General features: G+C 60.9%; 25 protein-coding genes and 2 pseudogenes. 13 read left to right on the plus strand and 14 right to left on the minus strand.

What is annotated here, in order from left to right; translation table 11 throughout:
- Window positions 1-54: 54 nt before the first annotated feature.
- From ACQ651_RS14200 to ACQ651_RS14215, 4 genes are read right to left on the minus strand one after another with little or no spacing between them, the layout of a single operon-like run.
- Complete coding sequence (locus tag ACQ651_RS14200) at window positions 55-1,026, minus strand: ABC transporter substrate-binding protein (RefSeq protein ID WP_227286937.1); 972 nt, start codon at window positions 1,024-1,026, stop codon at window positions 55-57.
- An 11-nt stretch (window positions 1,027-1,037) separates the two neighbouring features.
- Window positions 1,038-2,087 (minus strand): FecCD family ABC transporter permease, encoded by a 1,050-nt coding sequence (locus tag ACQ651_RS14205; RefSeq protein ID WP_227286938.1) that lies wholly within the window; start codon window positions 2,085-2,087, stop codon window positions 1,038-1,040.
- Window positions 2,084-3,082, minus strand: coding sequence for a FecCD family ABC transporter permease (locus ACQ651_RS14210; protein ID WP_430449610.1), 999 nt, complete (start codon window positions 3,080-3,082; stop codon window positions 2,084-2,086). The genes ACQ651_RS14205 and ACQ651_RS14210 overlap by 4 nt, the downstream gene beginning before the upstream one ends.
- Window positions 3,079-3,951 (minus strand): ABC transporter ATP-binding protein, encoded by an 873-nt coding sequence (locus tag ACQ651_RS14215; RefSeq protein ID WP_430449611.1) that lies wholly within the window; start codon window positions 3,949-3,951, stop codon window positions 3,079-3,081. Before ACQ651_RS14215 ends, ACQ651_RS14210 begins: the two co-directional genes overlap by 4 nt.
- Before the next feature lie 242 nt (window positions 3,952-4,193).
- On the opposite strand from ACQ651_RS14215, the gene ACQ651_RS14220 reads away from it, so the two are divergent.
- A complete protein-coding gene (locus tag ACQ651_RS14220) occupies window positions 4,194-5,069 on the plus strand; it encodes a sucrase ferredoxin (RefSeq protein WP_430449612.1) in 876 nt (291 codons plus the stop codon).
- Between the two features lie 385 nt (window positions 5,070-5,454).
- Complete coding sequence (locus ACQ651_RS14225; protein ID WP_430449613.1) at window positions 5,455-6,495, plus strand: IS110 family transposase; 1,041 nt, start codon at window positions 5,455-5,457, stop codon at window positions 6,493-6,495.
- Between the two features lie 385 nt (window positions 6,496-6,880).
- Here the strand turns inward: ACQ651_RS14225 and ACQ651_RS14230 are convergent, their stop codons facing one another.
- Window positions 6,881-7,801: a LysR family transcriptional regulator gene (locus ACQ651_RS14230; protein ID WP_430449614.1), complete on the minus strand. Its 921-nt coding sequence runs from the start codon at window positions 7,799-7,801 to the stop codon at window positions 6,881-6,883.
- Between the two features lie 126 nt (window positions 7,802-7,927).
- Between ACQ651_RS14230 and ACQ651_RS14235 the strand changes: the two genes are divergently transcribed.
- Entirely contained in the window at window positions 7,928-8,830 is a 903-nt protein-coding gene (locus ACQ651_RS14235) for a sulfotransferase domain-containing protein (RefSeq protein WP_430449615.1), read from the plus strand.
- 578 nt (window positions 8,831-9,408) lie between these two features.
- Here ACQ651_RS14235 and ACQ651_RS14240 read toward each other — a convergent pair.
- Window positions 9,409-9,543 carry a hypothetical protein gene (locus tag ACQ651_RS14240; RefSeq protein ID WP_286193636.1) on the minus strand — a complete coding sequence of 45 codons (135 nt, stop codon included), beginning with the start codon at window positions 9,541-9,543 and terminating at the stop codon, window positions 9,409-9,411.
- A gap of 178 nt (window positions 9,544-9,721) precedes the next feature.
- Window positions 9,722-9,958, minus strand: coding sequence for a hypothetical protein (locus ACQ651_RS14245; RefSeq protein WP_227288051.1), 237 nt, complete (start codon window positions 9,956-9,958; stop codon window positions 9,722-9,724).
- A 153-nt stretch (window positions 9,959-10,111) separates the two neighbouring features.
- On the opposite strand from ACQ651_RS14245, the gene ACQ651_RS14250 reads away from it, so the two are divergent.
- Window positions 10,112-10,846, plus strand: a complete 735-nt coding sequence (locus tag ACQ651_RS14250; protein ID WP_430449616.1) for a Crp/Fnr family transcriptional regulator — start codon at window positions 10,112-10,114, stop codon at window positions 10,844-10,846.
- A gap of 181 nt (window positions 10,847-11,027) precedes the next feature.
- On the opposite strand, the pseudogene ACQ651_RS14255 reads toward ACQ651_RS14250, so the two are convergent.
- Window positions 11,028-12,161, minus strand: a pseudogene (locus ACQ651_RS14255) (IS3 family transposase).
- A 317-nt stretch (window positions 12,162-12,478) separates the two neighbouring features.
- On the opposite strand from ACQ651_RS14255, the gene ACQ651_RS14260 reads away from it, so the two are divergent.
- Both ACQ651_RS14260 and ACQ651_RS14265 read left to right on the plus strand, forming a co-directional pair.
- Window positions 12,479-13,096 (plus strand): type IV toxin-antitoxin system AbiEi family antitoxin domain-containing protein, encoded by a 618-nt coding sequence (locus ACQ651_RS14260; RefSeq protein WP_430449617.1) that lies wholly within the window; start codon window positions 12,479-12,481, stop codon window positions 13,094-13,096.
- Window positions 13,089-13,955: a nucleotidyl transferase AbiEii/AbiGii toxin family protein gene (locus ACQ651_RS14265; protein ID WP_227287918.1), complete on the plus strand. Its 867-nt coding sequence runs from the start codon at window positions 13,089-13,091 to the stop codon at window positions 13,953-13,955. Before ACQ651_RS14260 ends, ACQ651_RS14265 begins: the two co-directional genes overlap by 8 nt.
- A 181-nt stretch (window positions 13,956-14,136) precedes the next feature.
- Here the strand turns inward: ACQ651_RS14265 and scpB are convergent, their stop codons facing one another.
- The 3 genes and pseudogenes from scpB to ACQ651_RS14280 form a co-directional block, all read right to left on the minus strand.
- Window positions 14,137-14,730, minus strand: coding sequence for an SMC-Scp complex subunit ScpB (gene scpB / locus ACQ651_RS14270; RefSeq protein ID WP_430449618.1), 594 nt, complete (start codon window positions 14,728-14,730; stop codon window positions 14,137-14,139).
- A 2-nt stretch (window positions 14,731-14,732) separates the two neighbouring features.
- Window positions 14,733-15,623 (minus strand): annotated as a pseudogene (locus ACQ651_RS14275) (DUF1403 family protein).
- 194 nt (window positions 15,624-15,817) lie between these two features.
- Window positions 15,818-16,120, minus strand: coding sequence for a hypothetical protein (locus tag ACQ651_RS14280; protein ID WP_430449619.1), 303 nt, complete (start codon window positions 16,118-16,120; stop codon window positions 15,818-15,820).
- 974 nt (window positions 16,121-17,094) lie between these two features.
- Between ACQ651_RS14280 and ACQ651_RS14285 the strand changes: the two genes are divergently transcribed.
- The gene (locus ACQ651_RS14285; RefSeq protein WP_430449620.1) at window positions 17,095-17,859 is read left to right on the plus strand and encodes an SDR family NAD(P)-dependent oxidoreductase; all 765 of its coding nucleotides are present in this window, start codon (window positions 17,095-17,097) and stop codon (window positions 17,857-17,859) included.
- A gap of 113 nt (window positions 17,860-17,972) precedes the next feature.
- Here ACQ651_RS14285 and ACQ651_RS14290 read toward each other — a convergent pair whose 3' ends face one another.
- Window positions 17,973-18,230: a hypothetical protein gene (locus ACQ651_RS14290; RefSeq protein WP_430449621.1), complete on the minus strand. Its 258-nt coding sequence runs from the start codon at window positions 18,228-18,230 to the stop codon at window positions 17,973-17,975.
- Window positions 18,231-18,436: 206 nt separating this feature from the next.
- On the opposite strand from ACQ651_RS14290, the gene ACQ651_RS14295 reads away from it, so the two are divergent.
- Window positions 18,437-19,669, plus strand: a complete 1,233-nt coding sequence (locus ACQ651_RS14295; RefSeq protein ID WP_430449622.1) for a glycosyltransferase family 4 protein — start codon at window positions 18,437-18,439, stop codon at window positions 19,667-19,669.
- On the opposite strand, the gene ACQ651_RS14300 is transcribed toward ACQ651_RS14295, so the two are convergent.
- Complete coding sequence (locus ACQ651_RS14300; RefSeq protein ID WP_430449623.1) at window positions 19,666-20,280, minus strand: glycosyltransferase family 29 protein; 615 nt, start codon at window positions 20,278-20,280, stop codon at window positions 19,666-19,668. The two genes, ACQ651_RS14295 and ACQ651_RS14300, sit on opposite strands and share 4 nt — an antisense overlap.
- Window positions 20,281-20,505: 225 nt before the next feature.
- On the opposite strand from ACQ651_RS14300, the gene ACQ651_RS14305 reads away from it, so the two are divergent.
- The 5 genes from ACQ651_RS14305 to ACQ651_RS14325 all read left to right on the plus strand — a co-directional run bounded on the left by ACQ651_RS14305 (window position 20,506) and on the right by ACQ651_RS14325 (window position 24,340).
- The gene (locus ACQ651_RS14305; protein WP_430449624.1) at window positions 20,506-21,522 is read left to right on the plus strand and encodes a glycosyltransferase; all 1,017 of its coding nucleotides are present in this window, start codon (window positions 20,506-20,508) and stop codon (window positions 21,520-21,522) included.
- Window positions 21,523-21,658: 136 nt separating this feature from the next.
- The gene (locus tag ACQ651_RS14310; RefSeq protein ID WP_430449625.1) at window positions 21,659-22,561 is read left to right on the plus strand and encodes a hypothetical protein; all 903 of its coding nucleotides are present in this window, start codon (window positions 21,659-21,661) and stop codon (window positions 22,559-22,561) included.
- Window positions 22,549-23,202 (plus strand): PIG-L deacetylase family protein, encoded by a 654-nt coding sequence (locus ACQ651_RS14315; protein WP_430449626.1) that lies wholly within the window; start codon window positions 22,549-22,551, stop codon window positions 23,200-23,202. Before ACQ651_RS14310 ends, ACQ651_RS14315 begins: the two co-directional genes overlap by 13 nt.
- The gene (locus ACQ651_RS14320) at window positions 23,202-23,804 is read left to right on the plus strand and encodes a class I SAM-dependent methyltransferase (protein WP_430450332.1); all 603 of its coding nucleotides are present in this window, start codon (window positions 23,202-23,204) and stop codon (window positions 23,802-23,804) included. The genes ACQ651_RS14315 and ACQ651_RS14320 overlap by 1 nt, the downstream gene beginning before the upstream one ends.
- Entirely contained in the window at window positions 23,801-24,340 is a 540-nt protein-coding gene (locus tag ACQ651_RS14325; RefSeq protein WP_430449627.1) for a DUF421 domain-containing protein, read from the plus strand. Before ACQ651_RS14320 ends, ACQ651_RS14325 begins: the two co-directional genes overlap by 4 nt.
- Here the strand turns inward: ACQ651_RS14325 and ACQ651_RS14330 are convergent.
- A complete protein-coding gene (locus ACQ651_RS14330) occupies window positions 24,337-24,954 on the minus strand; it encodes a hypothetical protein (protein WP_430449628.1) in 618 nt (205 codons plus the stop codon). The genes ACQ651_RS14325 and ACQ651_RS14330 overlap by 4 nt on opposite strands.
- Between the last annotated feature and the right edge of the window lie 84 nt (window positions 24,955-25,038).

Genomic DNA, 25,038 nt, shown 5'->3' on the forward strand with positions numbered 1-25,038 from the left:
TTGGGAGGCTGGCTCGGGCCCGACCGGGGCCCTTGCTTGCCGGGATCTCGGAACTCAGTCGGCGCCGAGCGGGACGAAGTCGCGCGTGGCGACCTGGCTCAGCAGGATCGCGAGGGTCGTCTCCAGCGCGGCGAAACTGACGCCGCGCATACGCTCACGGTCGAGGAAGAAATGCTGGTTGTGACGGGGCGCGTGGAGCACCTCGTCCCAGACCGGGACCAACGCCTCCCACTGCGCGCGCTGTGAAGTGGGTGTCTGGCCGAAGGCGATACTGTAAGTGCCGATCAGGAAGTCCCCATCGATCTCCGGCAGCAGCTCGGGGCTGATGCGGGCGTTGCTGTCCTCCAGCGCAAGGATGAAGGGTGGCGTAGCGAAACCGAGCTCCCGGATGACATGGCTGAGTGCAGCGTAGTCTCGATATGCGACGAGTTCACGATCGAACACATCGGCGACGGTGATGGTCACGTCTGCGGGGTCGGGGATGGTGTCGGCGACGACCGCACGGGCATCGCTCAGGCTCGTCTCGAACTGCGCGAGCCGGGCCTCGTACACGTCCAGCACTCCGGCTGCGTCGGCGATTTTGCGGTAGCGTTCCAGAAGCGGGTTGCTCCAGATACCGATGACGACGGTGGGCGCGACCGCGCTGAGGCGGTCGATGTCATCCTCGCGCCAGTCCGGGATCAGGATGAGGTCGGGTCGGGCCGCCGCGATCGCCTCGAAGTCGGGCGCGTTCGGATTGCCCAGAAAGGCAAGATCCGTGTTCTCGAAGTCGATGCCGAAGATGTCGAAGGCCCCGCGCGGATAGGGATCGCCGCCATTCTTGTCACCGTCCTGACGGCCCGACGAAGCCACGAGGTTCGCGCCCAGCTCCCACAGCGGCGTGGTGAACTGCTCGCCCCGCAGCGACGCGATGCGCTGCGGGGCGACGGGAATTTCGACGGTACGGCCGGCGTCGTCGATATAAGGCCGCATCTCCTGCGCATGCGCTGGCAGGGCAAGGAGAAGGATCGCCAGAAGGCCTCTCATGAGCAATCCTTTCAGATCTGAGAGCGCGCCTGCGCGCGCAGGATAAGCCAGACGAACACGGGTGCGCCGATGGCCGCCGTCACAAGGCCCGCCGGAAGCTGTACGGGGGCGAAGGCCGTGCGGCCCAGAAGGTCGGCCGCGCTCACCATCAAGGCACCGGCGGCGGCCGACAGGGCGAGATGCAGGCCCGGCCCCGAGCGGGCGAGACGGCGCGCGACATGCGGCGCGACGAGACCGACGAAGCCTAGCGGACCGACGGCGGCCACCGCAAAGGCGGCGAGCGCGACAGAAAGGGTGATGAGGATCATCCGGTCGCGCCGGACGGCTGCGCCGAGCCCCGCCGCGGTCTCGGGCCCCATGCGCAGCGCGGCGAGCGGGCGCGCGGCCCAGAACAACACCGGCGTCATGGCGAAAAGGCCCAGCGTGAGATACGCAACCTCCCCCCAGCCCGCCGCATGGACCGACCCCGCGAGCCAGCCCAGGGCCGCCAGCGCCCGGTCGATGTCGCCATAGGTCAGCAACGCCTGGGTGCAGGCCGAGATGAAGGCCGCGACGCCGATCCCCGTCAGGATGAAGCGCATCGTCGCCCCACCCGTCCGGCGCATGGCGATCCACTGGATCAGGGCCGCGACCACGAGCGCGCCGCCGAAGGCGAGGATCGGGCGCAGTGCGATGGGGGTCTGGGGGAAGGCGATCATGGTTGAGACGACCGCGAGGCCCGCGCCCTGGCTCACGCCCACCAGCGAGGGGTCAGCAAGCACATTGCGCGTGACCGTCTGCAGGACCGCCCCCGACAACGCCAAAAGCGCGCCGGACAGCGCAGAGACCAGCGCGCGCGGAAACCGGAACTCCCACACCACGGTCGTCGCCGTATCCGACGGGGCCGCGCCGAAGAGCGTCGCGACCGACTGCCATGCGGTCAACGGGAAGCTGCCCGACATGAGCGCGCCCAGCAGCACCGTGAGGCTCGCCAGCAGCAGGAGTGTGACGATGGTCAGCGCGCGCACCGGCAGGCGGTAGGTGACCCAGCCGTCCAGCCGCTCGATCACGGTCTCGCTCATAGCCGGGCCCTCACCAGCCAGACGAAGACCGGCGCGCCCAGGATCGCGGTGACGAGGCCCGTGGATATCTCCACCGGCGCTAGCACCAGCCGCGCGGCGATGTCCGCCACCAGCATGTAGATCGCCCCCGCCAGCGCCGACCACGGGACCACCGCGCGGTAGTCGTGGCCGACGAAGAACCGGACGACATGCGGAATCACCAGGCCCACGAAGGCGAGCGGCCCAGCAACCGCCACCGCCGATGCCGTCAGCGCGACGACGGCGAAGAGGATGGCGGCCTGGAGCTTGTGCACATCCACGCCCAGCCCGGTCGCCGCCTCTTCGCCCATGGCCAGTACCGTAACCTGCCGCGCGGCGCCGAAAGCGACGGCCAGCCCCGCCAGCGTCCAGGGCAGCGCCCAGAGCGCCGTCTCGGTGCGGCGCCCGGCCAATGTACCGGTCAGCCAGACGCGCAGGTTCTCAAACGAGTCCTCGTCGATGAGATGCGCCATCGAGATGAGTGCGCCCAAAAAGGCCGTCACCGCCGCGCCCGCAAGAACCAGCGTCAGCGGCGTCGCTCCGCCGGGGGCAGAGATGGCGATTCCCCAGACGATAACGGCACCTGCAAGCGCGCCGAGCGCCGCGAACAGAGGGATGACGCCCGGCCCCCCGATGCCGAGGAAACCGTGCAGGATCACCACGGCAAAGGAGGCCCCCGCCAGAAGCCCCAACAGCCCGGGATCGGCCAGCGGGTTGCGCGTGACCCCTTGCATCAACGCGCCCGCGACCGCCAGCGCCGCGCCGACCATAACCGCGATGGCCGCGCGCGGCAGGCGAAGGTCGCGGATCACGACATGATCGAATGTGGTGTTGTCATAGGTGAGCAAAGCCTCGGCCACGGTACCAAGCGGAATCGCCTTGGCGCCCACCGAGATGTGCCAGCCGAAAACAAGCGCAAGGAGTGCCAGCGCGAGCCCGTAAGCGGGCACCCGACCGTGTCGAACAAGCGCGATCATTCGGCAGCAGCGCGCAGGCTCGGCACGCCAGGCAACAACGGCACGCAGACCGGACGGCCGCTTTCGGGGTCGGTGAGGACGCGTGCCGCAAGGCTAAATACCTCGGCGAGGTTGCGTTCGGTAAAAACCTCCGACGGCGGGCCCTCGGCGTGGATCGCGCCGTCTTTCATCATCACCATGCGGTCAGCGAAGGCGGCAGCCACGTTCAGCTCGTGCAGCACGACGACGAGAGTTCGCCCCTCTTCGCGGGAGATGCGCGTCAGCAGCCCCATAATCTCCACCTGGATACGAAGGTCGAGGAAGGTCGTCGGCTCGTCGAGCAGGAGGATCGGCGTGTTCTGCGCCAGCACCATCGCGATCCAACACCGTTGGCGCTGACCGCCCGAGAGTGACGCCACGGGCCGGTCCGCGAAGACATCAACGTCCGCCGCCTTCATCGCCGTGGCCACGGCGCTCGCATCCTCTCGCGACCATTGGCGCAGGAGAGTCTGGTGCGGGAAACGTCCCTGCGCGACCAGTTCGCGCACGCGCAGCCCCTCTGGCGCAACAGGCCCCTGCGGCAGCAACGCCATGCGCGTCGCCACCTCGCGCGTCGGCCTGCGGTGCACGGGTCTCCCTTCCAGCAGCACCTCACCCCTCGTAACGGGCAGCACGCGCGCCATGGCCTTCAGGAGCGTGGATTTACCGCACCCGTTCGGACCCACAATGGCAGTCAATGCGCCGTTGGGCACCTCAAGGTCGAGCCCCCGAACGACAGGCGGGCCGCCATAGCCTATGGACACGCCGCGGACGGCCAAACGCGGGGCCGCGATCTCACCATACGCCTTTTCATTGATTGCCTGAATGCCGTCCCGGCACGCCTCCGACATACGTCGCCTTCCTCATACGGATCGTGAATCGGTTGGCGACGGCTGACCAATCTTGTCGAACCTTCCATATCTGACTACTTTAGTAAAGAATTATGAAAGGAAGAGATCATGATGGCACTACCCCGCTCGGGATCAACGGAGTGACCCACATGAAACAGCATGTAGTCATCGGGTCGGCCAAGCGTTGCGGCGCCGCCGCCCGGCACGGCCCGCTCAGATTCCGCGCGAGGTTTCGCTGAGAAATGCCGCGCAGCTTCTGCACCGATCTGTCGCGCGCCGCTGGCGAACCGCTGGCTGGCACAGGGGCGCACCAGTCCCGCATTCTGTTGCTGCGCTGGCCCAAGGCCGGCTGGGATCGGCGCATTTTCCAGGCGCCGGGGATGTCGGACGATCTCGCCGCTGCCATCGCCGACCTGAGGCAGGACGGGAGCGGCCGCCGCGTCCAACTGATCGACCGCAAGGGAGAGGCGACCGGCCGGCACCGGCTCTTCCTCTATCCCGAACAACTGACCCGCGAGGTGGCGACCGAGGAACTGCCCGACGTGATCCGTGCGCTCGACGTCGGCGACCTGTCGGGCTGGCAGGCGCAGGTGCGGCCCGTGATGCTTGCCTGCACGCACGGTGTGAAGGACCGATGCTGCGCAAAGTATGGCTTTGCGCTCTACAAAGCGCTTGAGCGCGCAGCGGATGGGCCGGAGGTCTGGGAGAGTACGCATCTCGGCGGGTGCCGCCTGTCTGCCGTCGCGCTCACCCTGCCCAACCTGCACAAGTACGGCCGTCTGTCGCCGGCCGACGCCGCTGCGCTCACGGCCGACGAGGCCGCCGGGAGGCCGTTCCTCCCGGCATGGCGCGGTCCTTCGCACCTGCCGCCCGAAGCCCAGGCCGCCGCCGTCGCAGCCGAAGCCGCGGCGCGGCGCATGGGCGGCATGGTGGCGGGCGATCCGAACGGCGCGGACGGCGCATGGTCCGCGCCGGTGCGCCTGCCGGGGGGCACGACGACAGTCCACGTGGCTCTGGAACCGATAAAGACCCGCCGCCCCGGCACCTGCAACGACCTCGACGCCGGTGAGGTGGCACAGGCAGTCGGGTGGCAGGAGCAAGGAGCGGCGCTCAGATAGAGCAATCGAACCGCAGCAGGTACGGATAAACGCGACGGCATCGCTCCGCCCTCGTGCGTTGCTCAAAATGCGTTTGATGTTCATTGTTCTTGTCTGACTTGCTTACTTGCTATCCCACTTCATAGCAGACATCCTGTTTCACGTAACGAACAGCAACTTCGTCCTGCGTTGTAGACCTCGCCGCTCCTTACGACCAGCAGGCGCAAAACGTGACAAAACCCCTTCTATTTTGCCGGGGGTTTTTGACCGGGTTATGTGTCTGATCTCATGTAAGGCAAGGCAGGGCGGCATAAATGACTTGCTCTGATTGCGGCGGTCGCTCTCCAGTGGCGAACGAGGTCCGGTATGTTGGCCTCATGGATATAAGCCGTGAGGAGAGCGACCTATGGAACATTATGCCGGTTTGGATGTGCCCCTGAAAGAAATTTCGATCTGCGTTGTCGATCATGATGGCAAGACCATTACGCGCGGGGCTTGTCCTGCGGACCCGGAAGGCGTGGCAGGTTGGTTTCGCAACCGATCGCTAACTCCGCACCGGATCGTGCATGAGAGCGGGATGCTCTCGATCTGGCTGCAACGCGCGATGACGAGGCTTGACCTTCCCACCACATGCATCGATGCCGGCAAAGCGCACAAGAGCCTGTCGGCGCGGCTCAACAAGTCCGATGCCGCCGATGCCGAAGGCTTGGCGCAGCTTGCGCGCACCAACTGGTTTACCCCGGTCCATATCCGTAGCGAAGAAGCCGATCGGCTCAGCAGCCTGATTGGCGCGCGCGAGCGTCTGATCCGTTTGCGCAAGGACTTGGAGGGACACATCCGGGGCGTCCTGAAAACCTTCGGCATCCGCATGATCGGCATTGGTCAGGGTCGACAGAGACAGGCGTTCCGCGATCAACTCGCAGCAGCTGGAGAGACTGATCCGATCCTGCGCACGATCGCTGATGGCTTCATCGCGGCCCCTTCGACCCTGTGCCAAGCGGCTGATGAACTCGACAAAGCCGTGAAGAGAAAAGCTAAGGCGCACCCCGTCGCGCGCCGTTTGATGACCATCCCGGGCGTCGGACCGGTGAACGCGCTCAGTTTCATTGCCTTGGTCGATGATCCAAACCGGTTCAGCCGGGCATCTGATGTTGGCGCGTTCCTCGAGCTCACACCAAAGCGGCATCAATCTCGTGAAATGGATTGGTCGGGACGGGTGTCAAAGTGCGGAGACGGGACGATGCGCGGACTGCTGTTCGAGGCGGCGTCCTGCTTGATCCGGCGAGTGAAGCGTTTCTCACCACTGAAATCATGGGCAGTACGACTGGCCGGACGACGCGGGTACCGAAAGGCCGCAGTCGCAACAGCGCGCAAGATTGCAGTCCTGATGCTGACGATCTGGAAATCTGGCGCGGACTATCAATGGACAAAGGAGGCCGCTGCCTGATCTGTATTTCCGCCGCAGAGAAGGCGGGAAGCGAAGTCCCGACAGGACGGAGGTAGATCGATCTCGTAAAAACGGTTGGGGCGCAGGCTCGCTTGCCCACCCCGCAAACGACATTGGAGACGATCCACCACCGAACACCATCATGAGGCGCAAAGCACGACCTCGGAGAGAACCATGATCCCGAACGGACAGATCGCTATCCCACTTGACATAGCCGCAATCAGAGAACCGTTTTTGCCGCCCGATGTGCGAGACCAAGCATTCGCCGCGCTCTGCGTGAACTCACAGGATGCGAGACGAAGCCGGCTTTCGCTGCACCAGCGCCAACGACTGGTTTCGGCGTTTGACTTCAGGAACTAACTCGATGGACCACCGCCGGATTTGCTCAATGCAAGCCGCCGCGTTCCTCACCTTTTTTGCGTAATCCGTAACGCTCTTCATCGATTTTGTCGGCGGCGAAGTCCATGAAACTGCGCACGCGAAGCAAGCTGTGCGCCTCTTGCGATGCAACCAACCACCACGGCGTGTCGAGTTCCGGGGGTGGCGGGAAGCAGCGGACAAGATCTGGTAACGGGTCGCCGCTCCCGGTCCACAGCAGCCCGACTCCAACGCCGGCTCGGATCATACCAGCCATGTTGGGAACAGAATTGCAGGTGGCTACGATCTTGTCTTCGCTGGTATGCGATACGAACCATTTGACGAACCCCAAATGCGCAATTTCTTTGCCAAAGCTGACAATCGCGTGGCTTCGTAGGTCTTCCATTTTCTCCGGCATACCATGGGTCGCGATATAGTCTGTGGAGCAATAGGCAGACCAGGTGATATCCGGCAGGCGACGGGCGATCAGCGTATCGCCGGCCACTGCATCTGTCGCCCGAAAGGCAATGTCCGCATCCCCGCGTTCGAGACTGACCTGCGTTTCTGCTGAGAGGTTCTCGAACCTCACCTCGGCGTGGAGGGTTCGGTACGCCATCATGATTGGGCTGATAATATGCGTCATCAGCGCCTCGGGTGCAGTCACGCGGATGACACCGGACACATCGCGATTGAGACGCTCGGCTTCGGCTGCAATGTCGAGAGAGGCCTGTTCCAGCGTCTCCGCCCTTGCCAGCAATGCCTTGCCTTGCGGCGTTAGGGAATATCCACGGGTGTCACGCATGAACAGGGTCAGTTGCAACCCATGCTCCAGCGCCTGAATACGTCGGCTGACGGTTGTGTTGTTGATATTCAGCTGTCGGGACGCAGCCAGTGTTGAGCCTTCGCGCGCCACTGCCAGGAAGATGCGGATGTCACTCCAGTCATACATAACCCAAGAATAGCATGGCTCTGCAAAAATGCAGAATGGTTCTCAACCTTGATGGATAGGCCGCAGGTGGCCCGCTCAATATCGTAGTGGTCATTCCTCGGAATTCCAAAAACAGGGAGAAGGAAGATGGACACAATAACCACACAAAAAGCCCCACACAAAATCCGCGATATTCAAAATCACCACATGGATTCAACAATCTGGGACAGTTTCACTTTTCGTGATGATGATATCATCGTGGCAAGCTACGCCAAGGCAGGCACGACGTGGACACAGCAGATCATCGGCCAGCTCATTTTCGATGGGCGCACCGAACCTGCGATGGGACAAGTCAGTCCTTGGGTCGATCTGCGTGTGCCTCCGCCGGAAGTGAAGTTACCGATGCTTGAGGCACAGACGCATCGGCGGTTTCTCAAAACGCATCTGCCCGTCGATGCGCTCGTCTTCTCGCCCAAGGTCAAATACGTTTATGTCGCCCGCGACGGTCGTGACCTGATGTGGAGCCTGCACAACCACCATTACAACGCGAATGACCAGTTCTTTTCCGTCATCAACGACACGCCCGGCCGCGTCGGCCCTGCGTTGGACCGCGCGCCCGAAGATCCGGTCGCCTACTTCCGCGAATGGCTTGATGGGGATGGCTATCCGTTCTGGTCTCTTTGGGAGAACATGCGTAGCTGGTGGGCGGTCCGCGACCTGCCCAATGTGCTGATGGTGCATTTCAACGACCTGAAGGCCGATATGGACGGCGAGATCCGGCGGATGGCCGGCTTTCTGGATATAGCCCCGACCAACTGGGACGCGATCCTTGATCATTGCTCATTCGATCACATGAAGGCGAACGCCGATGCCATGGCCCCGATGGGAGGGGCACTTTGGGAGGGCGGCGGGGCGACCTTCATCAACAAGGGCACGAATGGCCGTTGGCAAGCAAGCCTGCCTGCCGCCGACAGTGCTGCCTACGAGGCCCGGTCCATTGCCGAATTGGGCGAGGAATGCGCCGCTTGGATGATGAACGGTCGTCGTTGATTTAAATGGCCGGTGCCCCAGGGTCACCGGCCATCCCACTCTTTCAAAAGGTATGGTCCCTTTCTGCACGTTTTCTGCGGAATCGGCTGCCGGTCAGCGTGATGCGATCGGGCTGGCGATACTGGTTCAGCGCGATGGCGACCAACACCTCTATCGCAGCTGTGCTTTGCGCGAACGGCTGGCTGGGCGGCTGGGATGTGCTGCTGTTCGTGTTCCTGCCAACGATGCTATTGGCCGCGGTCGCGGGGATGTGGTTTTTCTCCGTCCAACATCAGTTCGAAGACACTATCTGGGGAGCCACAGACTGCTGTCGTTTTCGGATGCGAGGGCGCTGGCCTCGTGACGTGATGTGCAGGCCCCTAAGACAATGACCATTCAACATCTGAGTCTGGCGGGCATGTATCGCGATGCGCGGAGAGCAGGTCTCCAAGTGTTTCACCGAATAAACAGAAAACCAGCTGAGCAGGCATCCCTGCGGCCCAAACGCTGGACGCAGCGGCGTACCATTCAAAAAAACCGGTCTTTGAACTTGAGACGCCACGCCATTGCCAGAACTCTGTGCTAAGCTTTCAATAAGATTACTTCTTCTTGGTCTGGCCGATATTGACCGGTGCTTTGCCCCTGGCAAAGTCGACCGCAGCAACGATTTTTTCTTTGAGCTTTTTCGGTTTCTTCACTTCTCGGTTGCCGCGTCTTTTGTCACCTTTGGACATTTTCTCATCTCCCTGGATAAAAGTTGTCGGTTTGGTGGCCGACGCAATTGCCGATCATCAGATCTGGCCCCGCTTGCGAGGTGATCCTTCCTGAAAAACGGGTCACACGGCTAAGTCATCGACGCATATGCGGCAGAGCCCCGTTCGGAGGGGTCTTGACGGGCGACAACCGCTTCCATCACGAGCGACGCGCCAAGTTGCCGCCAACAATGATCCGGTTGATCAGCCCGGCGACGACCTGATGCATTTCCTTTTCTGCATCAGACCCGACGGCGTTCTCATGGGTCGCCGCTGCGTCGCGGAGAACCCCAACTGTCTCGCGTTCCGGAAGCAGCTTGTGATCGTTGATGGCAAGCAGAAGTGCCTCGCAGATCGAAAGGGCTGCCATTCCTGAATAATCTGTTTGGTTGGACATTGCGGGCCTTCCTTCCTGCAGATATTCGATCAGGATGAAGCGCGAGCCTGATTAGCTAAACCATCCTCGCAGGAATCGCGGTATGCGGGACTGATCGAAAGCAGTCCCTGCGCCGTCTTCGTCAAGAATTCCTCGCCGCTTCGGGAGGGGCCATTGAACGCCATCGAAAGCAGTCCACTCACCCGAAAGCTCTCCGCCTTCGTTGCGTTGTCGGAGAAGGAGCTTGGTGTTCTGGAACGTCTGCACCAGCGCCGCAGGTCCTTCGTCGGCGGTCGCGACCTTGTTCATCAAGGACAGTCGGAACAGGCGGCCTATATCCTGGCAGCAGGCTGGGTTTGTTCCTACAAGATCCAGCCCGATGGGTCGCGCCAGATCGTCGATTTTCAAATACCGGGGGATTTCCTGGGGTTGCGCAGTGTTCTGCTTCATACCTCGGACCATAGCATCGAGCCCATCGCCGAGATTGAGGCAGCGGAAGTGTTGGTCAGCGATCTTCTGGAGGCTTTCGAGCAGACCCCGCGGCTTGCCACAGCCATCCTCTGGGCCGTGTCCCGGGATGAGGCGATGGTGGTCGAACATCTGGTTGGGCTTGGACGACGCGACGCGGACGCGCGCATGGCGCATTTCCTGCTCGAGCTTGGTGCCAGGTTGGCGCTGGTCGGGATGGGAAGCAAAGCGGGCTATGCCTGTCCATTGACGCAATATCATCTCGCCGATGCATTGGGGCTGAGCGCTGTTCACGTCAATCGTGTCCTGCGAAAGCTGAGAGAGGCCGGATATGTCACATTCCGGGATGGTCAGGTGACGTTTGACGATTATGATCGTCTGGTTACACTGGCAGATTTCGATCCTGCCTATCTTGATCACACCGGGCCGCTATTGAAGTAAGGGGGCAGGCTCCGCTGGCCTCAACCTGGGTTGGCCAGGACATAAACCCGCGCCAGAACGGAAAACACGATGAGGGCGGCAAGGATCCACCCGAAGGAAATCGTTGGAATCCCGGATATTGAGCTGGTCCTAGTATCCTGCACAGTTTCTCGGCCCTGCTAAGGTATATCGGGTTGTGTACTCAGGCCGCTTTCGTCAGTTCGATCCTCACTAAGTATGCCTCATCGGGGGTCCTCAGACCAAGTGCCGAGTGCGGGCGCTGGCGGTTGTAGAAGTCGATCCAACTGTCGACGACCCGCCCAGCCTCGAAGCCATCCGCGATATCCTGAAGGTAGACGGCTTCATATTTCATCGATCGCCAAAGCCGTTCAATGAAGATGTTGTCCATGCAGCGGCCGCGGCCGTCCATGCTGATCCGCACCCCGGCCTCGGTCAGAGTCGTGATCCACGCTGACCCGGTGAACTGGCTACCTTGGTCGGTATTCACGATCTCGGGCGGGCCATGGCGACGGATCGCCTCGTTCAGCGCCTCGACGCAGAAGTCCGCGTGCATCGTGTTCGAAAGCCGCCAAGACAGCACCTTGCGCGTCGCCCAATCCATGATCGCCACAACGTAAAGGTAGCCACGGCTGACTGGAACGAACGTGATGTCAGCACACCAGACCTGGTTCGGGCGGTCGATGGTCATGGTCCGCAGCAGGTAGGGATGGATCGGATGCGCCGGGTGAGGTTGGCTGGTCTTTGGCCTGCGATAGACCGCCTCCAACCCCATTCGACGCATCAGCCGCCGGATCCGGTGCCGCCCGACCGACAGGCCGTCACGCTTAAGCATCGCAACCATTTGTCGGCTACCGAAGAACGGATAGGCCGTGAACAACCGGTCGATCGACTTCATCAATGCCAGCGTGTCGTCGCGAACCGGCACGGGTCGATAATACAGCGACGACCGGCTGATCCCCAGGATGCGGCACTGCGCGCTCAGGCTGAGCTGCGGATGATCGGGCTGGACGATATTCTTGCGACGGCAGGGGCTCATGTCTTGAGCCCTTTGGCTAAAAAATCGTTCTCCACCGCCAACCTCCCGATCTTGGCGTGCAGATCCTTCAGCTCCGCTTCTCGGTCCACCGCGCCACCCGCCTTTCCGGCGAACACATCCGACAGGCCCTCCATTGCCTGCTTCTTCCAGGCACTCACCTGTGTCGGCAGCAGCCCGTGCCGCGCCCGCGATCTCCTGCACCGTCCTGTCACCACGCAGCGCTTCCAGCGCCACCTGGGCCTTGAAATGATCCGTAAACTTCCGTCGCTTCCGCGCCATCGTCATATCCCTTCGTCGTTGGGATACACCTTAGCTCACTGTCCAGTTTTCCGGGACCAGCTCAATCTTCCAGCGAGAACTCGTAGAACAGTGCCGCCTGCGCTTCTTGCTTAGGTCCCATCATCGCCAATGCCCCGGCTCGTTGAGGCGATTGAACCAGCGAATTACGTCTCAATCAACGATGAGTTTTTCAACGAAATAAGCCGTCCCTGCAGAAAGATGGCTGTTTGGCGGAAGTTCTGCAGTCTTGGCAGTCGCAACCATGATATGTTAGGAAACCTCGGACTGAATGCGAAATTGTCCGAGGTTACCCATCAGTGCCGCGCGATCCAACACAAAGGCAGCGCCTCCTTGAATATCTGGAGTCCCATGCGCCGGCGCGCGCAAGGGATCTTGAGGGGGTGGGCGTGTCAGCGGCAACAATCTCCCGCTCGGTGCAGTCCGGAGACATCCTCCGGCTTGGTCGAGGGCTCTATGGCCTGCCCGACAGCACCCCCGATACGCATGAAACTCTCATCGAAGTCGCCAAGCGCGCGCCCAAGGCCGTCATCTGCCTCACATCGGCACTGGCGTTCCACGGCCTGACTGATCAACTTCCGCGTCGTGTCTGGATCGCCATTGGCGCCAAGGACTGGGAACCAAAGATCACCTATCCGAAGATCCGAACCGTCCGGTTCCGCGAACCCTATTTCTCCGGCGGTGTCGAGGAGCACCAGATGGGCGGGGTGACGATCAGGATGTATTCGATACCCAAGACGCTGGCCGACGCGTTCCGGAACCAGCGCCTGGTCGATCGATCGGTCGCCATTGAGGCGCTCAAGGCCGCGATCGAGCAGCGCAAAACCACGCCGTCAGCGATTGCCGAGGCTGCGCGCACCTACGGCGCCTGGAACCAGATGCGTCCCTACCTCGAGGCCGTGACGTCGAATGGCTGACAAGCCCAGGAACATCGCCGCGTCTGTGCGTCAGAGACTGCTGAACCTCGCACGCGCGGAGGGACAGGCCTTCGACGTGGTTTTGGTCGCGTTCGGACTGGAACGGCTCATCTACCGCCTGTCAGTGTCGGCGCACCGCGATCGCTTCGTCTTGAAGGGCGGCATGCTCGTGACTCTCTGGACGAAGGACAGAGGCCGGTTCACCCGAGACGTCGACTTCCTGTCGTTCGGCGCAGAGGATGAGGCGATCCTGACAAAGACGATCGTGGAGATCCTCGAAATCGACGCCGGCGACGGACTGGTTTTCGATGGTGCCAGTCTCACGGCGGCCCCGATCCGAGAAGATCAGGTCTACGGCGGCATGCGCCTCAAAACGGTCGCGTATCTCGAGAAGACACGGATCCCGATCACGATCGATGTCGGTTTCGGAGACGCGCTTGGAAACCCCGACTACACGCTCGATTACGGTTCTCTGCTCGACTTTCCCTCGGCATCGGTGCGCGCCTACTCCCCGGAGACCGTCATCGCAGAGAAGTTCCAGGCGGTCGTCGCTCTTGGTGTCATCAATGGTCGGATGAAGGATTATTACGATCTTTGGGCGCTGCCGAAGGCCGTCGATCTCGATCTGGAGGACTTGCTGGCCAGCATCGAAAAGACCTTTGAGCGGCGTCAAACGGAAGTCCCGAGGGAGCGACCGCCGGGCCTGTCCCAGGAGTTCGCTACCGAGCCAACAAAGTCTGCTCAGTGGCGCGCCTATTCCGAGGCGACCGAGATCGAAGGCATGAGCCTTGCGGACGTCGTCAGTGATATTTGGGCGACGCTTGAACCGATCTGCGCGCGCGTCGGTGGTGCGACCTGAGGAAACCAGACCTCAGCTTGTGTATTCGGACATGTCAATCGGAAGCTGGCAGACATGGCCGACCACGCGCCGTGACTTCTTTGTTGCCCAGCTAGTGCGCTTCGCCGCGACGCGCCCGTGAGTGATAGACTTCATTTCTATAACTCATTAAAGCCCCAAATTTGAGCGATAGAACTGTGTGTCACGTCTCCGTCAGCCCCGCATCCTCGAGCTGCTCTTGATCCGGCAGGTCCTGAAGCGACTCCAGATCGAAGGCGACCAGGAACTGCTCTGTCGTCACGTAGGTGTAGGGGGCGCCGCGCCGCGGTGACCTTGGCCCCGTCCCGATCAGTCCCCGCGCATGCAAGCGGCCAATCAGGTCTCGGCTGATCTCCTTTCCGAAGATATCCTTGAGTCCATCACGTGTGACCGGCTGGTGGTAGGCAATGGCGGCCAGTACCGCGACGTCGTATTCCCGCAAATCGAGATCCTGGTCAGCCACATCGGCGGCCATCCGGATCGCCGTCGCATAAGCCGGTCGGGTCCGCAACATCCAACCGCCGGCGACCTTGGCCAGCTCAAAGGACCGCCCCTCGAGATCGGTGACGAGATCGTCAATGAGAAGATCAACAGAGATCCCCTGCCCCACCACCCGCGCCAGATCTTCGCGCGGCACCGGCGAGGCGCTGGCGAAGAGCACGGCCTCGATCCGGCGCATCCATTCGCGCCATCGCAGGTCCTCGGGCAGATCCTCCAGCTCCCGGTCCAGCGCCTGGTCTGTGTGGTCTTTCGCCATCGTCAGATCCCGTAGAGCCGGAAGGTGTCGCGCCCGGTCAGTTCGCGCACAGCGCCGAGCGCGACCAGCCGGTCACAGAACCGGCGTGCGGCGCGATCGGAGCGCAGGGACGTCAGCGCCGTCGGAGCCACAGCGTCCCGGCTCAGGAACAGCGCCAAAGCCTCGTCGGATCCCTTTGCTCGGAGTTTCGGCGCGACCTTTTTCAGGCGGGCCGCACGTCGGGCAAGGTCGGTGGCCTCCCGCGTTACCTCGACCGCTGCCGCCGCGATCGCCCGATGGCAGGTCAGGCGCAGTTCTTCACCCGATTTCCGCAGATCGGCCCGCTTAAGACCAAGCGCGACGAGCGGCAGGACATGGCTCCACCCAAGCGCTTATGCTAGAGTAGCATCCGCGAGCAGCAGGGACGCGATGTGGTTTCGCGGACGCTCCTCCATCACGGCTTGAAACACGGCTGCGGCCCGCGCGACCGGCGCCCCCTGCCCTGCATCCAACCAGCTGGCAATTTGCTCTGCGTCGATCTGGGGCAGTGCGCAGTGCAGCGCCTTCACGGAGATCGGCCGCTCCACCGCACGTCGCCAAGAGAAATAGACTTCGCCGGCAGGGCCCGGATTGTCGCCGGGTTGCAAAAACCCGACGGCATCCCGCAACTCTGCAGCCTGTTCCGGTCGTCCCTGATGCGTCACGCAGACCTCTGCGGCGTGCAGCGCCAGCCGCGCCCGCAGCAAGGTCTGGGGGACGTCATCCCGGCTCAACACCAGATGCAGGTGGCTCAACGCCGCCCCGGACAAAAACGCCACATCTTCAGGGGTTTCCGCCCGCGTCGAGGTGACCCAGGACGGCATCCGAGGTAGGGTCTCGCTGTCGTCGGCGAAGCTTTGTCGGGCATAAGTCATGCCACAAGACTATCCTGTCGCGGCGCTTTCGTCCACAATATGATGTGCAAACCGCCCCACTCTGCAGGTCTTCGCTATGTCCAATAAGTTCGCCTTATCAGACGTTTAGCCATCACAGTCGCCCGGCCATTTCCAGCCCGCTTCGTGATCGGTGATCACATCATATTCGTAGGCGAGCCTTCCCCGGGGCGTACCTATTTCGACGCGGCCGCATAACCCGCGACGTATGTTGCCGCCGGATCGTTCACGAAGCGAACGTTCATTGTGCCCGCCATACCGATATGCATTCCATCGAAATGACCTTCAGCAGCTGTAAGCAGAGTACCCCCTTGCGACACGCAAACGCCTGCAGATATGCGTAATGTCTTCCTGATCCCAAGAGATTCGATCAAGCGCTTGCGAACAAAGAATGTCGAAGCGTTGAGCCTTAGCATCTCCAGCAGGGGGATTATTCCATTTCCGCTGAGGATACTGGCACCGCCGAACCCCTTATCCAAGTAGTTGTCCGCAACCTCTCATCCTTCCCGACCCGCCAGACGGCGGCAAAGCGGAAGCTGGTCGTCGATCGACTGCGGGTTTTGATGGCCGAAGGATAGCGAACGCAGAAGTTGACTTTCGGCGTGGATGGGTCCCGTTTCTCAAAAACGGCGCGTATTTGGTTGCTGGGTACACGACGTTGTTTTGTACCTGTGGGGCTAAGTCATTGATTTACGCGAATTCGCGCGTCAAATCACCTGTACAGTCAAGATTAGATTATCGCTAACCAATTGAGTTAGATGGATTTTTGATGTTAAAATTGGTTGCCGGGGGCAGGATCAAATCATAACTTGCGCCCCGAGCAAGTAAACATGGTTGCGGGAGGGCGCAACCGACGATCCCGTCGGGCGGGGCCCACAAAAGCAAAAACCTCCGCGGCAGGACCGGCGGAGGCATCGCAAGTATCGTTGGTTGCGGGGGCTGGATCTGATCACAACTTGCGCCCCGAGCAAGTAAACATGGTTGCGGGAGCCTGCAATCATCTTTACTTGCGACCGGACTCTCCTCTTCACTCTATGATGCTCCAGATGGAAACAGAGATCCTTAGCGAGCTGTTTCGCACATCCGCGTAGGAGTGGACCTGCTCCAGATACGACTGACACGTGATCACGGTCATGGGAGTGAAGCCGACAGACATCGGGCCGAAAATAAGCCACTGCCGGTTTGCCAAGAGCGTGACGTGCCTAGCGCAACTCGCCACTTTAAATCCCAGCTACGATAACGGGAAGTATCTGAACCCTACGTACAAGCTGCCCACGTAAGAGATAGTTGCTCCGTCGAGCATACCTTTCGAACTCGTTGTCCGAACCCAGCAAGTTTCTCACCGACACTTCAATCTATCTCAATGCCGGACGCTCCGCCCCAGGCCATTTTGCGACAACCAGAGTTCGCCCGTCGTTCTTTGAGCAAGGGTGGATTGAGTTTGGAGTAGACCATGTCAGATCGCAATTTTCCTTCGAGTGTCCCTGGTCAAACGCAGGATCATCAGCCGGGCGACGAATTTGAAGTGCACCCTGAACCCGACTACGACCCCCGGTATCCGGGTTCTGGTCGGCTGGACGGCAAAGTTGTGATCATCACCGGCGGCGATTCCGGTATTGGTCGCGCTGTCGCCGTGCTTTTTGCGCGTGAAGGCGCGCGAGTTGGAATTGTCTACAAGGATGAAGTCGCTGACGCAGAAGAAACCAAACGTTTGGTCGAGCGGGAAGGATCAGAAGCCAAGCTCGTCGCAGGCGATGTTGGCGACAAGTCATTCTGTCAGGATGCAGTCGAGAGCATAGTGTCCGAGTTCGGCCAACTCGACTGTCTCATCAACAACGCCGCCGAGCAGCACGCACGCGACGAGGTCGAGGATATCCCTGAAGAGCAGCTCGTGCGGACGTTCCGAACGAATATTTTCGGACAGTTTTTCTGCGTACAGGCAGCTCTGCCGCACCTCACCGAAGGTTCGACGATCATTAACACTACATCGGTCACGGCCTATCGTGGTCAGGACCTGTTGCTGGACTATGCTTCGACAAAAGGTGCCATCCTCGCGTTTACGCGCGCGTTGTCGTCAAAGCTTGCGCCGAAGAAGATTCGCGTCAATGGCGTGGCCCCCGGTCCGATCTGGACACCGCTGATCCCGGCCTCGTTCCCGGAGGACAAAGTTGACGCGTTCGGGACCGATAGTCCTTTCGGCCGACCCGGGCAACCGTGAGAGGTCGCACCGTCTTTCCTGTTTTTGGCATGTGAGGATTCCAGCTACATGACCGGACAGGTTCTGCATCCCAATGGTGGAGATCTTATCGGTGGATAATCGAGAGCGGCTGACTACGCCTCAGCGTTGTTGGTTTGTCCTTTCAAGATAAGCCACCGATAGATGCCTACGATATTGATGACAGTCAGGACGACGTTCTGTATCGCCAACGGGGTTTCTCCCGCCTGCAACGCGAAACAGACCCAGGCGATTGAGGATGCGGTAAAGACGATGAAGCCGTATCCTGTCAGCTTCCGACCGAGATTCAGAGAGACAATGACTGCAGCAGCTATTCCGGTGAGGGTCGCGAACCACTGAACCATATCCTGCATCGTTTCTCAGCTCCTTGGATAGACCACCGCGCGACGCTTAGGGTCATGCTGTCAGCAGACCAGCACGGACCGTCGTTGTTTCACTCCATTTGACTTTTAGGTGGGATGTTCGGGGATGCTTCAAGCTACCTTGAAGCGGCAGATAAGGATTTCTGTGATGCCGTCCGAATGGACAGTCTTCATTGCATCCCTTCGGGACCCCTCTCGTGAGGGTCGCGCTGCTCACGTGGTTTTACCCACCCGGCGGGTCTGGCTTGGGGCGCGCAGCGCATATGATCGCGCACGGCTTGCGCGAGACCGGATGTTCGGTGAGCGTCATCACCGCGTCGAAACCCCTTGGGTTTCGGGAAAACGACACAGACGTCGAAATCATCGGTTGCGCTCCACCAGAGAAAGGGGTCGGCGGCTTCCTGCGTCGGCGGGCCTGCGGCGGGCATCTTGTGGCACCGTGGCATTTTCAGAAAGTGGTGCGCGATTTACGTCAGGAAAAACCCTTCGATATCATTGAGGCAACGAACTGGTACGCGCCGGCTGCGCTCCTGACGAGCCACGAGACGCCAATTGTCATCCGCAACAGCACGCCAGCGATCGACACAGGGTCCTCTGCCATCGGCGTGCGCAATTTGATCGATCTCCGATTTGCTCACGCCTTAGAGGCGTGGACCGCAAGGCGCGCCAGCGCTCTCATCTCGAACACGGTGACGCATCACCGCATGATCGAACAAACCTATCGTATTCCTTCCGCAAAGCCGCACTCTGTCGTCGAATTGGCCCTCGATCCCACACTCTTGGCGCGCAGCCGAGACGTCGGTCTTGATCCCGTAACTGCGCCCAGATTCCTGTTCATTGGTCGCGACGAGCGGCGCAAGGGGTTTCGGGAGATGCTCGAGGCCTTTGTCCGGATTGTCAGCGCACAGAAGCGCGCCGATCGACCCGCTCCGTGCCTTACAATCGTTGGCGTCGACGAGGATGCGGTCAGTGCACTCCTGACCCGCAATCCCGAAGGCCATCATGCCTGTCGCTATATTCGTTGCTTCCCAGCTGTTGCCGACGAAACGCTGCATGATCTCTATGAAGAGGCAAGCATTGTTCTCGCGCCATCGCGCTATGAGTCCTACGGTCTGGTCTACCGCGAAGCAGCGGCCTTCGGCCGACCACTGGTCGCATGCGCAGAGGACCCAGCCGCAGTACAATTCGTCGAGCGGGCCAATTGTGGTGTTCTGGCGAAAGACTGTTCTGCGCAGTCCATTCAGACGGCGATTGAATTGCTATCAGCAGACCTCGAACTGCAGAGACAATTGAGCGCGAATGGGCGTCAGCATGCCCCGACCCTGACCCGCCGTCGGCTGGGCGAAGAAACGCTGAAAGTCTATCGCTCAGTCCTCGCTGGTCGTCAGTACATCTTGGCGACAGCCGCGCGGACGAAGACGGCCCGCTAAGTCGGATGCCAGTTGAGCCGCCCCTTAGTCTGCTGATCGAGAACCCAGGCTTTCTCAGCGTCCCAGCTATGTCCGCCCCACCCGGCAAAGGTAAACCCATAGAGATCGACACTTGTATCCCGCGCGCAGCGTTCCAGGCAGGCAAATGCCGCGAGGTACCCGGTGCTGGGGTTGATCTGCGCGCCATTGGCTCCCTGGGCGCACAATGCATTTGTTGCCGCTGAAAAGGTTTCTGAAGCAAGCGTGCGAACGATTTTGCCAAGGGGTCGAAGCGCGGCACGCATATCCCATTCGAAGTTCAAGCAATTGACGGATTGGCCAATGCCATTGTCCATGATGGCGAGAGATGGCTGCCGGTTTGGGGCGGCCAAAGGCAGCGTGATGTAGGATGTCCGTGCGAGATAATCGCGCGACCAGAACGCTTCCGAACGCAACCATTCCAGAGGCTGACCCCCGCAGTTGATGAGATAGAGCTCGTCGATCCGCGTGCCCGTCACATCGCCATAGCCGAACGCATTGTTAAACCGCACCACATAATCCGCGCCATCAATGAGCGAAGACCGGTCCTCTTCAGTCGGCGCGTTTCCAACGATGGCGATGCGGTTTGGCATATCTTGTCACTCCATCAGTCGGCCTCGCCTTCTCGTTGCTAAGGCAAGATCCCAACCAGCAGCAAAAGCGAGCAGTCAAACGAGGGCTTGATATGGCATAATTATACCAAACCTTCTGACGGGACCGTCTTGATGAATAAGCAAAGAAATGGATTTGGCATCAATCTAGATTGAGGGCGCGCCGGTCCATCCTGCGATACTCGGCGGCAGTTGCAGGAGAATGCTTTGATACGTGTCCATGTCGCCGTACCGGTTCGTGACGAGGAGGCTGGTTTGCCAGGCCTGCTGCAGTCGCTGGCTTGCCAGGCCGGATGCGATGCGATCGAGCTAACTGTGCATCTTCTCTTCGATGGGTGCCGGGATGGTGGACTCGCGTTTGCGCGGCACGTTTTCGAGACCGGTTCTCTTGCGGGCAAAGCATCGCTGGTCTCTCGGGCTGGGTCACCGAATGCCGGTCGTGCGCGGCGCTTGGCGGTGGAACATGCCTTAGAGGGCAGCGAGCAAGAGGATGACGCGATTCTGCTGACAACGGATGCGGACACGGTCCCCGACGCCGATTGGGTTCGAAACGCAGTCGCAGCTCTGCGTGAGGTCGATGTCGTTGCCGGCTATACGGCCCGGGATCGTGCGGCGGTGCTGCCAGCGCGCGACGCGCTGGAGACCTATCTCGAAGACCTGCACTGCCTGCGGCGTCAAATCGACGTCATTCCCTACGATCCGGCACCATCCCATCCGTGGGTTGGTGGGGCCAATTTGGGATTTCGCGTGAACGCCTACCGACAACTTGACGGGTTTGCGCCAATCGCGAGCGGAGAGGACAAGGATATCGTGGATCGTGCGCGCCACTTGGGTCTACGCGTACGCCATGACAGGGCGATGCGGGTCGTGACCTCATCTCGCATGAACGGTCGAGCGAAAGGGGGTTTGGCCGACGCCTTGCGCTTCATGGCGGACGAGGTCGAGGAACCTCGGGTCGAACACCCCGCCGACGCCGCGCGGCAATATGCCCGCCATGCGTTTGCGCGGAAGGTCTATGCACAGCGAAAGGGTCAATGCGATTGGACTCGGGCAGAACAAGCTCTCGGAGCAACCCAGGAACTGCGACCCTTGGCGAAGGAGGCACCCAACGCCGACGCTTTTGCCATGAAGGCGGTTCCCGCTCACGAGACGACGCGTGATGTGGCGCTGTCAGAGGCTGCGGCCATACTCACAACTCTGAACGCCAATCAGTTCCGTGTGTGAGAGATGCGCCACAGCGGCCCGAGCCGCCGACCTTCCGAACCGGGCGGAGTGCCCGGACAATGCCAAATTCATTCGCCAGTGCGTCGCTCAGCTCGACGCAGGCCGATCCCGGCAAGATCCCGGTACTTTTGAAGAGATGGCCGATCTTCTTCACCGCCTGTTTCGTGCGGGTCGGCACGACATCGCGCTTGGACGTCTTTTCGAAGGCCATGTGGATGCGTGGCAAATTCTGTATCGGTATGGCGGCCGTGATCAGTTCGAAGCGCTGGAACGCGGAGATGGCTCCCATACCATCCTGGGTGTGTGGAATGCCGAGGGCCCGGGCTACACGCTTGAACCGTCCGAAAAGGGCCTGACGGGCGGCAAGAGCTACGCTTCCGGTGCCGGTATTCTGACCCATGCGCTTGTCACGAGCGCCGCTGGAACGCCGCAGACACAGCTCCACTTGATCGATCTTGAACAGAACCCGGGCAGTGTTGATGAGTCTTGGTGGCGTGTTTCGGGAATGCGACACTCCGATACCCATCGCGTTGAATGGCGCGAAACAGAATCTTTGACAATAGGGAACCCCGGCGACTACGAATGCGAGCCATGGTTCAGTGCTGGCGCACTGCGCTTTGCAACCGTGCAGATCGGCGGCCTGACAGGGTTGCTGGACGCGGTCCGCGATCATTTGACCCGACTGAACCGCGCGGACGATATCGTTCAGCAGCGGAGACTTGCGGCACTCCATGGCGAAGCGAGCGCAGCTTTAGCATTGGCGCTTTCCGCCGGTCACACATGGATGTTAGAAGGTGACGCCTTCGACAAGACGATCGTCGCGAACCTGCGCAACGTGGTCTACGCGGCTTGCGAGCGGGGGATCGCTCTGGCGCAACAGGCCTGTGGGACCGCGGCTTATTTCGAGGACAGTCCGGTCTGCCGGTTCGCACAGGATCTTGGTATGTATATTCGTCAGCCTGGGCCCGATGCGCAGCTGGCAAAAGTCGGAGCGGCGGTCGCGAGCGGCTCGCTGGATGTTTGGCCTTGCGCGCCCTGAACCTCGACGGTGTGCACCATGCGGTCGTGGTGGCTCCGCACTCCGATGACGAGACGATCGGCGCGTTCTTTACGATCTCCGCGCTGCGCCGACGTGGGGTGCGGGTCGATATTATCGTCGTGACCGATGGATCGGCCTCGCACCGCAACAGCCGCGCCTACCCTAGGAAAAAGCTCGTTGCCCTTCGGCAAGCGGAGACGCGCTCGGCCATGCAATTGGCAGGTGTGTCCCCTGCACATGTTGCCTTTCTCGGTCTACCGGATGGTGGGCTGCGGGACCTGTCGAGGGAGGAACAGTATTACGCACTGCGCCGCTTACGTGCGCGCCCGCGGCCCGATCTTCTGATCGTCCCCTCGGAACATGACGATCATCCTGACCACCGCACCGTCGCTGGTCTGTGTGACCGCTCCTGGCCTACCGCCATTCGACGGTTGCGCTACGTTGTCTGGCCGTCGCAAAGCTCTTCAGTGAACACTTTTGGAAGCGAAACTGAACTCTATGGCTCCGCGGCAGCGAAACGCGCAGCGCTTCGCCGATATCGCAGCCAGACGGAATTGATACGCGACGATCCGGACGGGTTTTGCCTGACCCCGGAGATGATCGCGCGGATGTGCCAGCCCTGTGAGCGGTTCGCATGTTGATGAGGGAACGCGCCACGCTCGATCATTTCGATCGGTTGTTTACGGGCGCGGCAGACCCTTGGGGCACCCGCACGTCCCGCGACGAAGCTCATAAGCGAAGGGTTGTTCTTCGGATGCTGGGGACCCAGACACACGGTCGCGTCCTTGAACTGGGCTGCGGCAACGGAAGCAACAGTCAGGTCCTAGCCAGCCGAGCACTATCGCTCGATGCCTGCGATGGATCGAAAGCCGCGCTTCGCCGCGCCGACCAAACCGTGGGCGGCCTTTCGCGGGTTAAGCTGCATCACCTGCCCCTGCCCAGCCGTTTTCCCAGATCGACCTACGATGCCATCGTCATTGCGGAAATGCTTTACTATCTCGACGATCGCACCCTGGCCTTCGTCATGAGAGAGATCGAGCGAAGCCTTCGGCCCGGCGGTTCCCTCGTCCTGTGCCATCATCATCGCCAGTTCGCGGATGCAGCTCAGAAGCAGCCAGGATTTCATGCCCGTTTCACAAGGCGTTCCCGGATCAACTGGCAATCTGGTACGCGGCACCGTACGTCGCGTTGGGAGGCCCAGACCTTTTGGCGGCCAAGAAACCGGATTGGAGATACGAGATGACCATTTTGCCCGAAAGCTGGAGTGATCTGTGGCAGGCGATTGCCGGAGGTATTCTCGCCTATGGCGCGATCCTGATCGCGGTACGTCTGGTCGGCCTGCGGAGCTTCGCAAAAATGGCACCGCATGATTTTGCGGTCACGGTGGCGATCGGCTCGGTTCTAGCTAGCGCCGCGTTGGCCAACTCCACGCCACTCCTCATTCCTCTCGCCGCCATCGCGGTGCTGTTTAGCCTACAATGGGTGATGTCCCTCCTTATCACACGATCGGATCGCTTCGAACGGCTGGTGATCAACGATCCGGTGCTGCTGATGCACGGATCCAATGTCCTGCATGAGAACCTGAAACGAACCAAGGTTAGCGAAAGCGATCTGCACGCCAAGCTGCGCGAGGCCAATGTGACGCAGTTCGATCAGGTGCTCGCGGTGGTCTTCGAGACTACCGGAGATATTTCAGTCCTGCACAACGATCGCAGCGATACGCTGGATGAACGTCTGCTTGCGGGCGTTCAGCGCAGCGAAAACGAGAGGGCCCACTAAGGTGCGAAGGCTGACAACAATGCGACATCGTCCTGATGCCGCGCCGCCTCCTGACCCAGTTGGTCATAGCGCTCGGACCGTGCCTGGACCCGATCGCGCTCCATCTGATGATCGATCATGCCGTGTTGTGAGACAATGGTACGATCCCCTTGCCCGCAAACACTGGGCCGCTCGTGAACGCGGCCTTCGAAAAGCACGTCACGCCGGATCAGACGATATTGGATATCCGGAAAGAGATCGCTGAGGCGATCATCGACATAGTTGCGCCGCGGGAAGCCAACGGCAAGATAGCCTGACATCTGGGCAGCGCTCGCAAGATGCGGCAGGACTGCGCAGAAGTCGGCCGAGACGTCTTCGTCCGTGTCGAGATGGAACACCCATGAACCCTTTGCAGCCGAAGTTCCCACATTGCGCTGAGCTGCAAAATTGCCATCGAGAGGCCGTCCGAAAAGACGGACTTTGTCATCCGAACGGTCGCATTTCGTACTGCTGTCCAGAACGATAACGATATCGGTGAACGTACGTTCGTAGCGATCACGGAGGCCCGGCACCGCAGGATCGCCTGCCCGGGCCAGAACGACCAGGCTGACAGAGGTCTGTACGAAGCTCTCCAACGGTTTGAATTCAGGAACATCGCGCGGGTCATCCGCAAGCCAATGCTGTGAATGCCAACTGCCTGTCAGCCACCGATTATGCGT

The sequence above is a fragment of the Rhodophyticola sp. genome (genome assembly GCF_965284195.1).
Lineage (GTDB): Bacteria > Pseudomonadota > Alphaproteobacteria > Rhodobacterales > Rhodobacteraceae > Rhodophyticola.

Excerpts from the sequence above, each read along its gene's own strand:
- ACQ651_RS14310 (WP_430449625.1), top strand. The coding sequence starts at position 21,659 with ATGGCCGATCTTCTTCACCGCCTGTTTCGTGCGGGTCGGCACGACATC.
- ACQ651_RS14215 (WP_430449611.1), bottom strand. The coding sequence starts at position 3,951 with ATGTCGGAGGCGTGCCGGGACGGCATTCAGGCAATCAATGAAAAGGCG.
- ACQ651_RS14200 (WP_227286937.1), bottom strand. The coding sequence starts at position 1,026 with ATGAGAGGCCTTCTGGCGATCCTTCTCCTTGCCCTGCCAGCGCATGCG.
- ACQ651_RS14240 (WP_286193636.1), bottom strand. The coding sequence starts at position 9,543 with ATGTCCAAAGGTGACAAAAGACGCGGCAACCGAGAAGTGAAGAAACCG.
- ACQ651_RS14225 (WP_430449613.1), top strand. The coding sequence starts at position 5,455 with ATGGAACATTATGCCGGTTTGGATGTGCCCCTGAAAGAAATTTCGATC.
- ACQ651_RS14245 (WP_227288051.1), bottom strand. The coding sequence starts at position 9,958 with ATGTCCAACCAAACAGATTATTCAGGAATGGCAGCCCTTTCGATCTGC.
- ACQ651_RS14265 (WP_227287918.1), top strand. The coding sequence starts at position 13,089 with ATGGCTGACAAGCCCAGGAACATCGCCGCGTCTGTGCGTCAGAGACTG.
- ACQ651_RS14285 (WP_430449620.1), top strand. The coding sequence starts at position 17,095 with ATGTCAGATCGCAATTTTCCTTCGAGTGTCCCTGGTCAAACGCAGGAT.
- scpB (WP_430449618.1), bottom strand. The coding sequence starts at position 14,730 with ATGGCGAAAGACCACACAGACCAGGCGCTGGACCGGGAGCTGGAGGAT.
- ACQ651_RS14205 (WP_227286938.1), bottom strand. The coding sequence starts at position 2,087 with ATGAGCGAGACCGTGATCGAGCGGCTGGACGGCTGGGTCACCTACCGC.
- ACQ651_RS14235 (WP_430449615.1), top strand. The coding sequence starts at position 7,928 with ATGGACACAATAACCACACAAAAAGCCCCACACAAAATCCGCGATATT.
- ACQ651_RS14230 (WP_430449614.1), bottom strand. The coding sequence starts at position 7,801 with ATGTATGACTGGAGTGACATCCGCATCTTCCTGGCAGTGGCGCGCGAA.
- ACQ651_RS14220 (WP_430449612.1), top strand. The coding sequence starts at position 4,194 with ATGCCGCGCAGCTTCTGCACCGATCTGTCGCGCGCCGCTGGCGAACCG.
- ACQ651_RS14325 (WP_430449627.1), top strand. The coding sequence starts at position 23,801 with ATGACCATTTTGCCCGAAAGCTGGAGTGATCTGTGGCAGGCGATTGCC.
- ACQ651_RS14210 (WP_430449610.1), bottom strand. The coding sequence starts at position 3,082 with ATGATCGCGCTTGTTCGACACGGTCGGGTGCCCGCTTACGGGCTCGCG.
- ACQ651_RS14300 (WP_430449623.1), bottom strand. The coding sequence starts at position 20,280 with ATGCCAAACCGCATCGCCATCGTTGGAAACGCGCCGACTGAAGAGGAC.
- ACQ651_RS14290 (WP_430449621.1), bottom strand. The coding sequence starts at position 18,230 with ATGCAGGATATGGTTCAGTGGTTCGCGACCCTCACCGGAATAGCTGCT.
- ACQ651_RS14320 (WP_430450332.1), top strand. The coding sequence starts at position 23,202 with ATGAGGGAACGCGCCACGCTCGATCATTTCGATCGGTTGTTTACGGGC.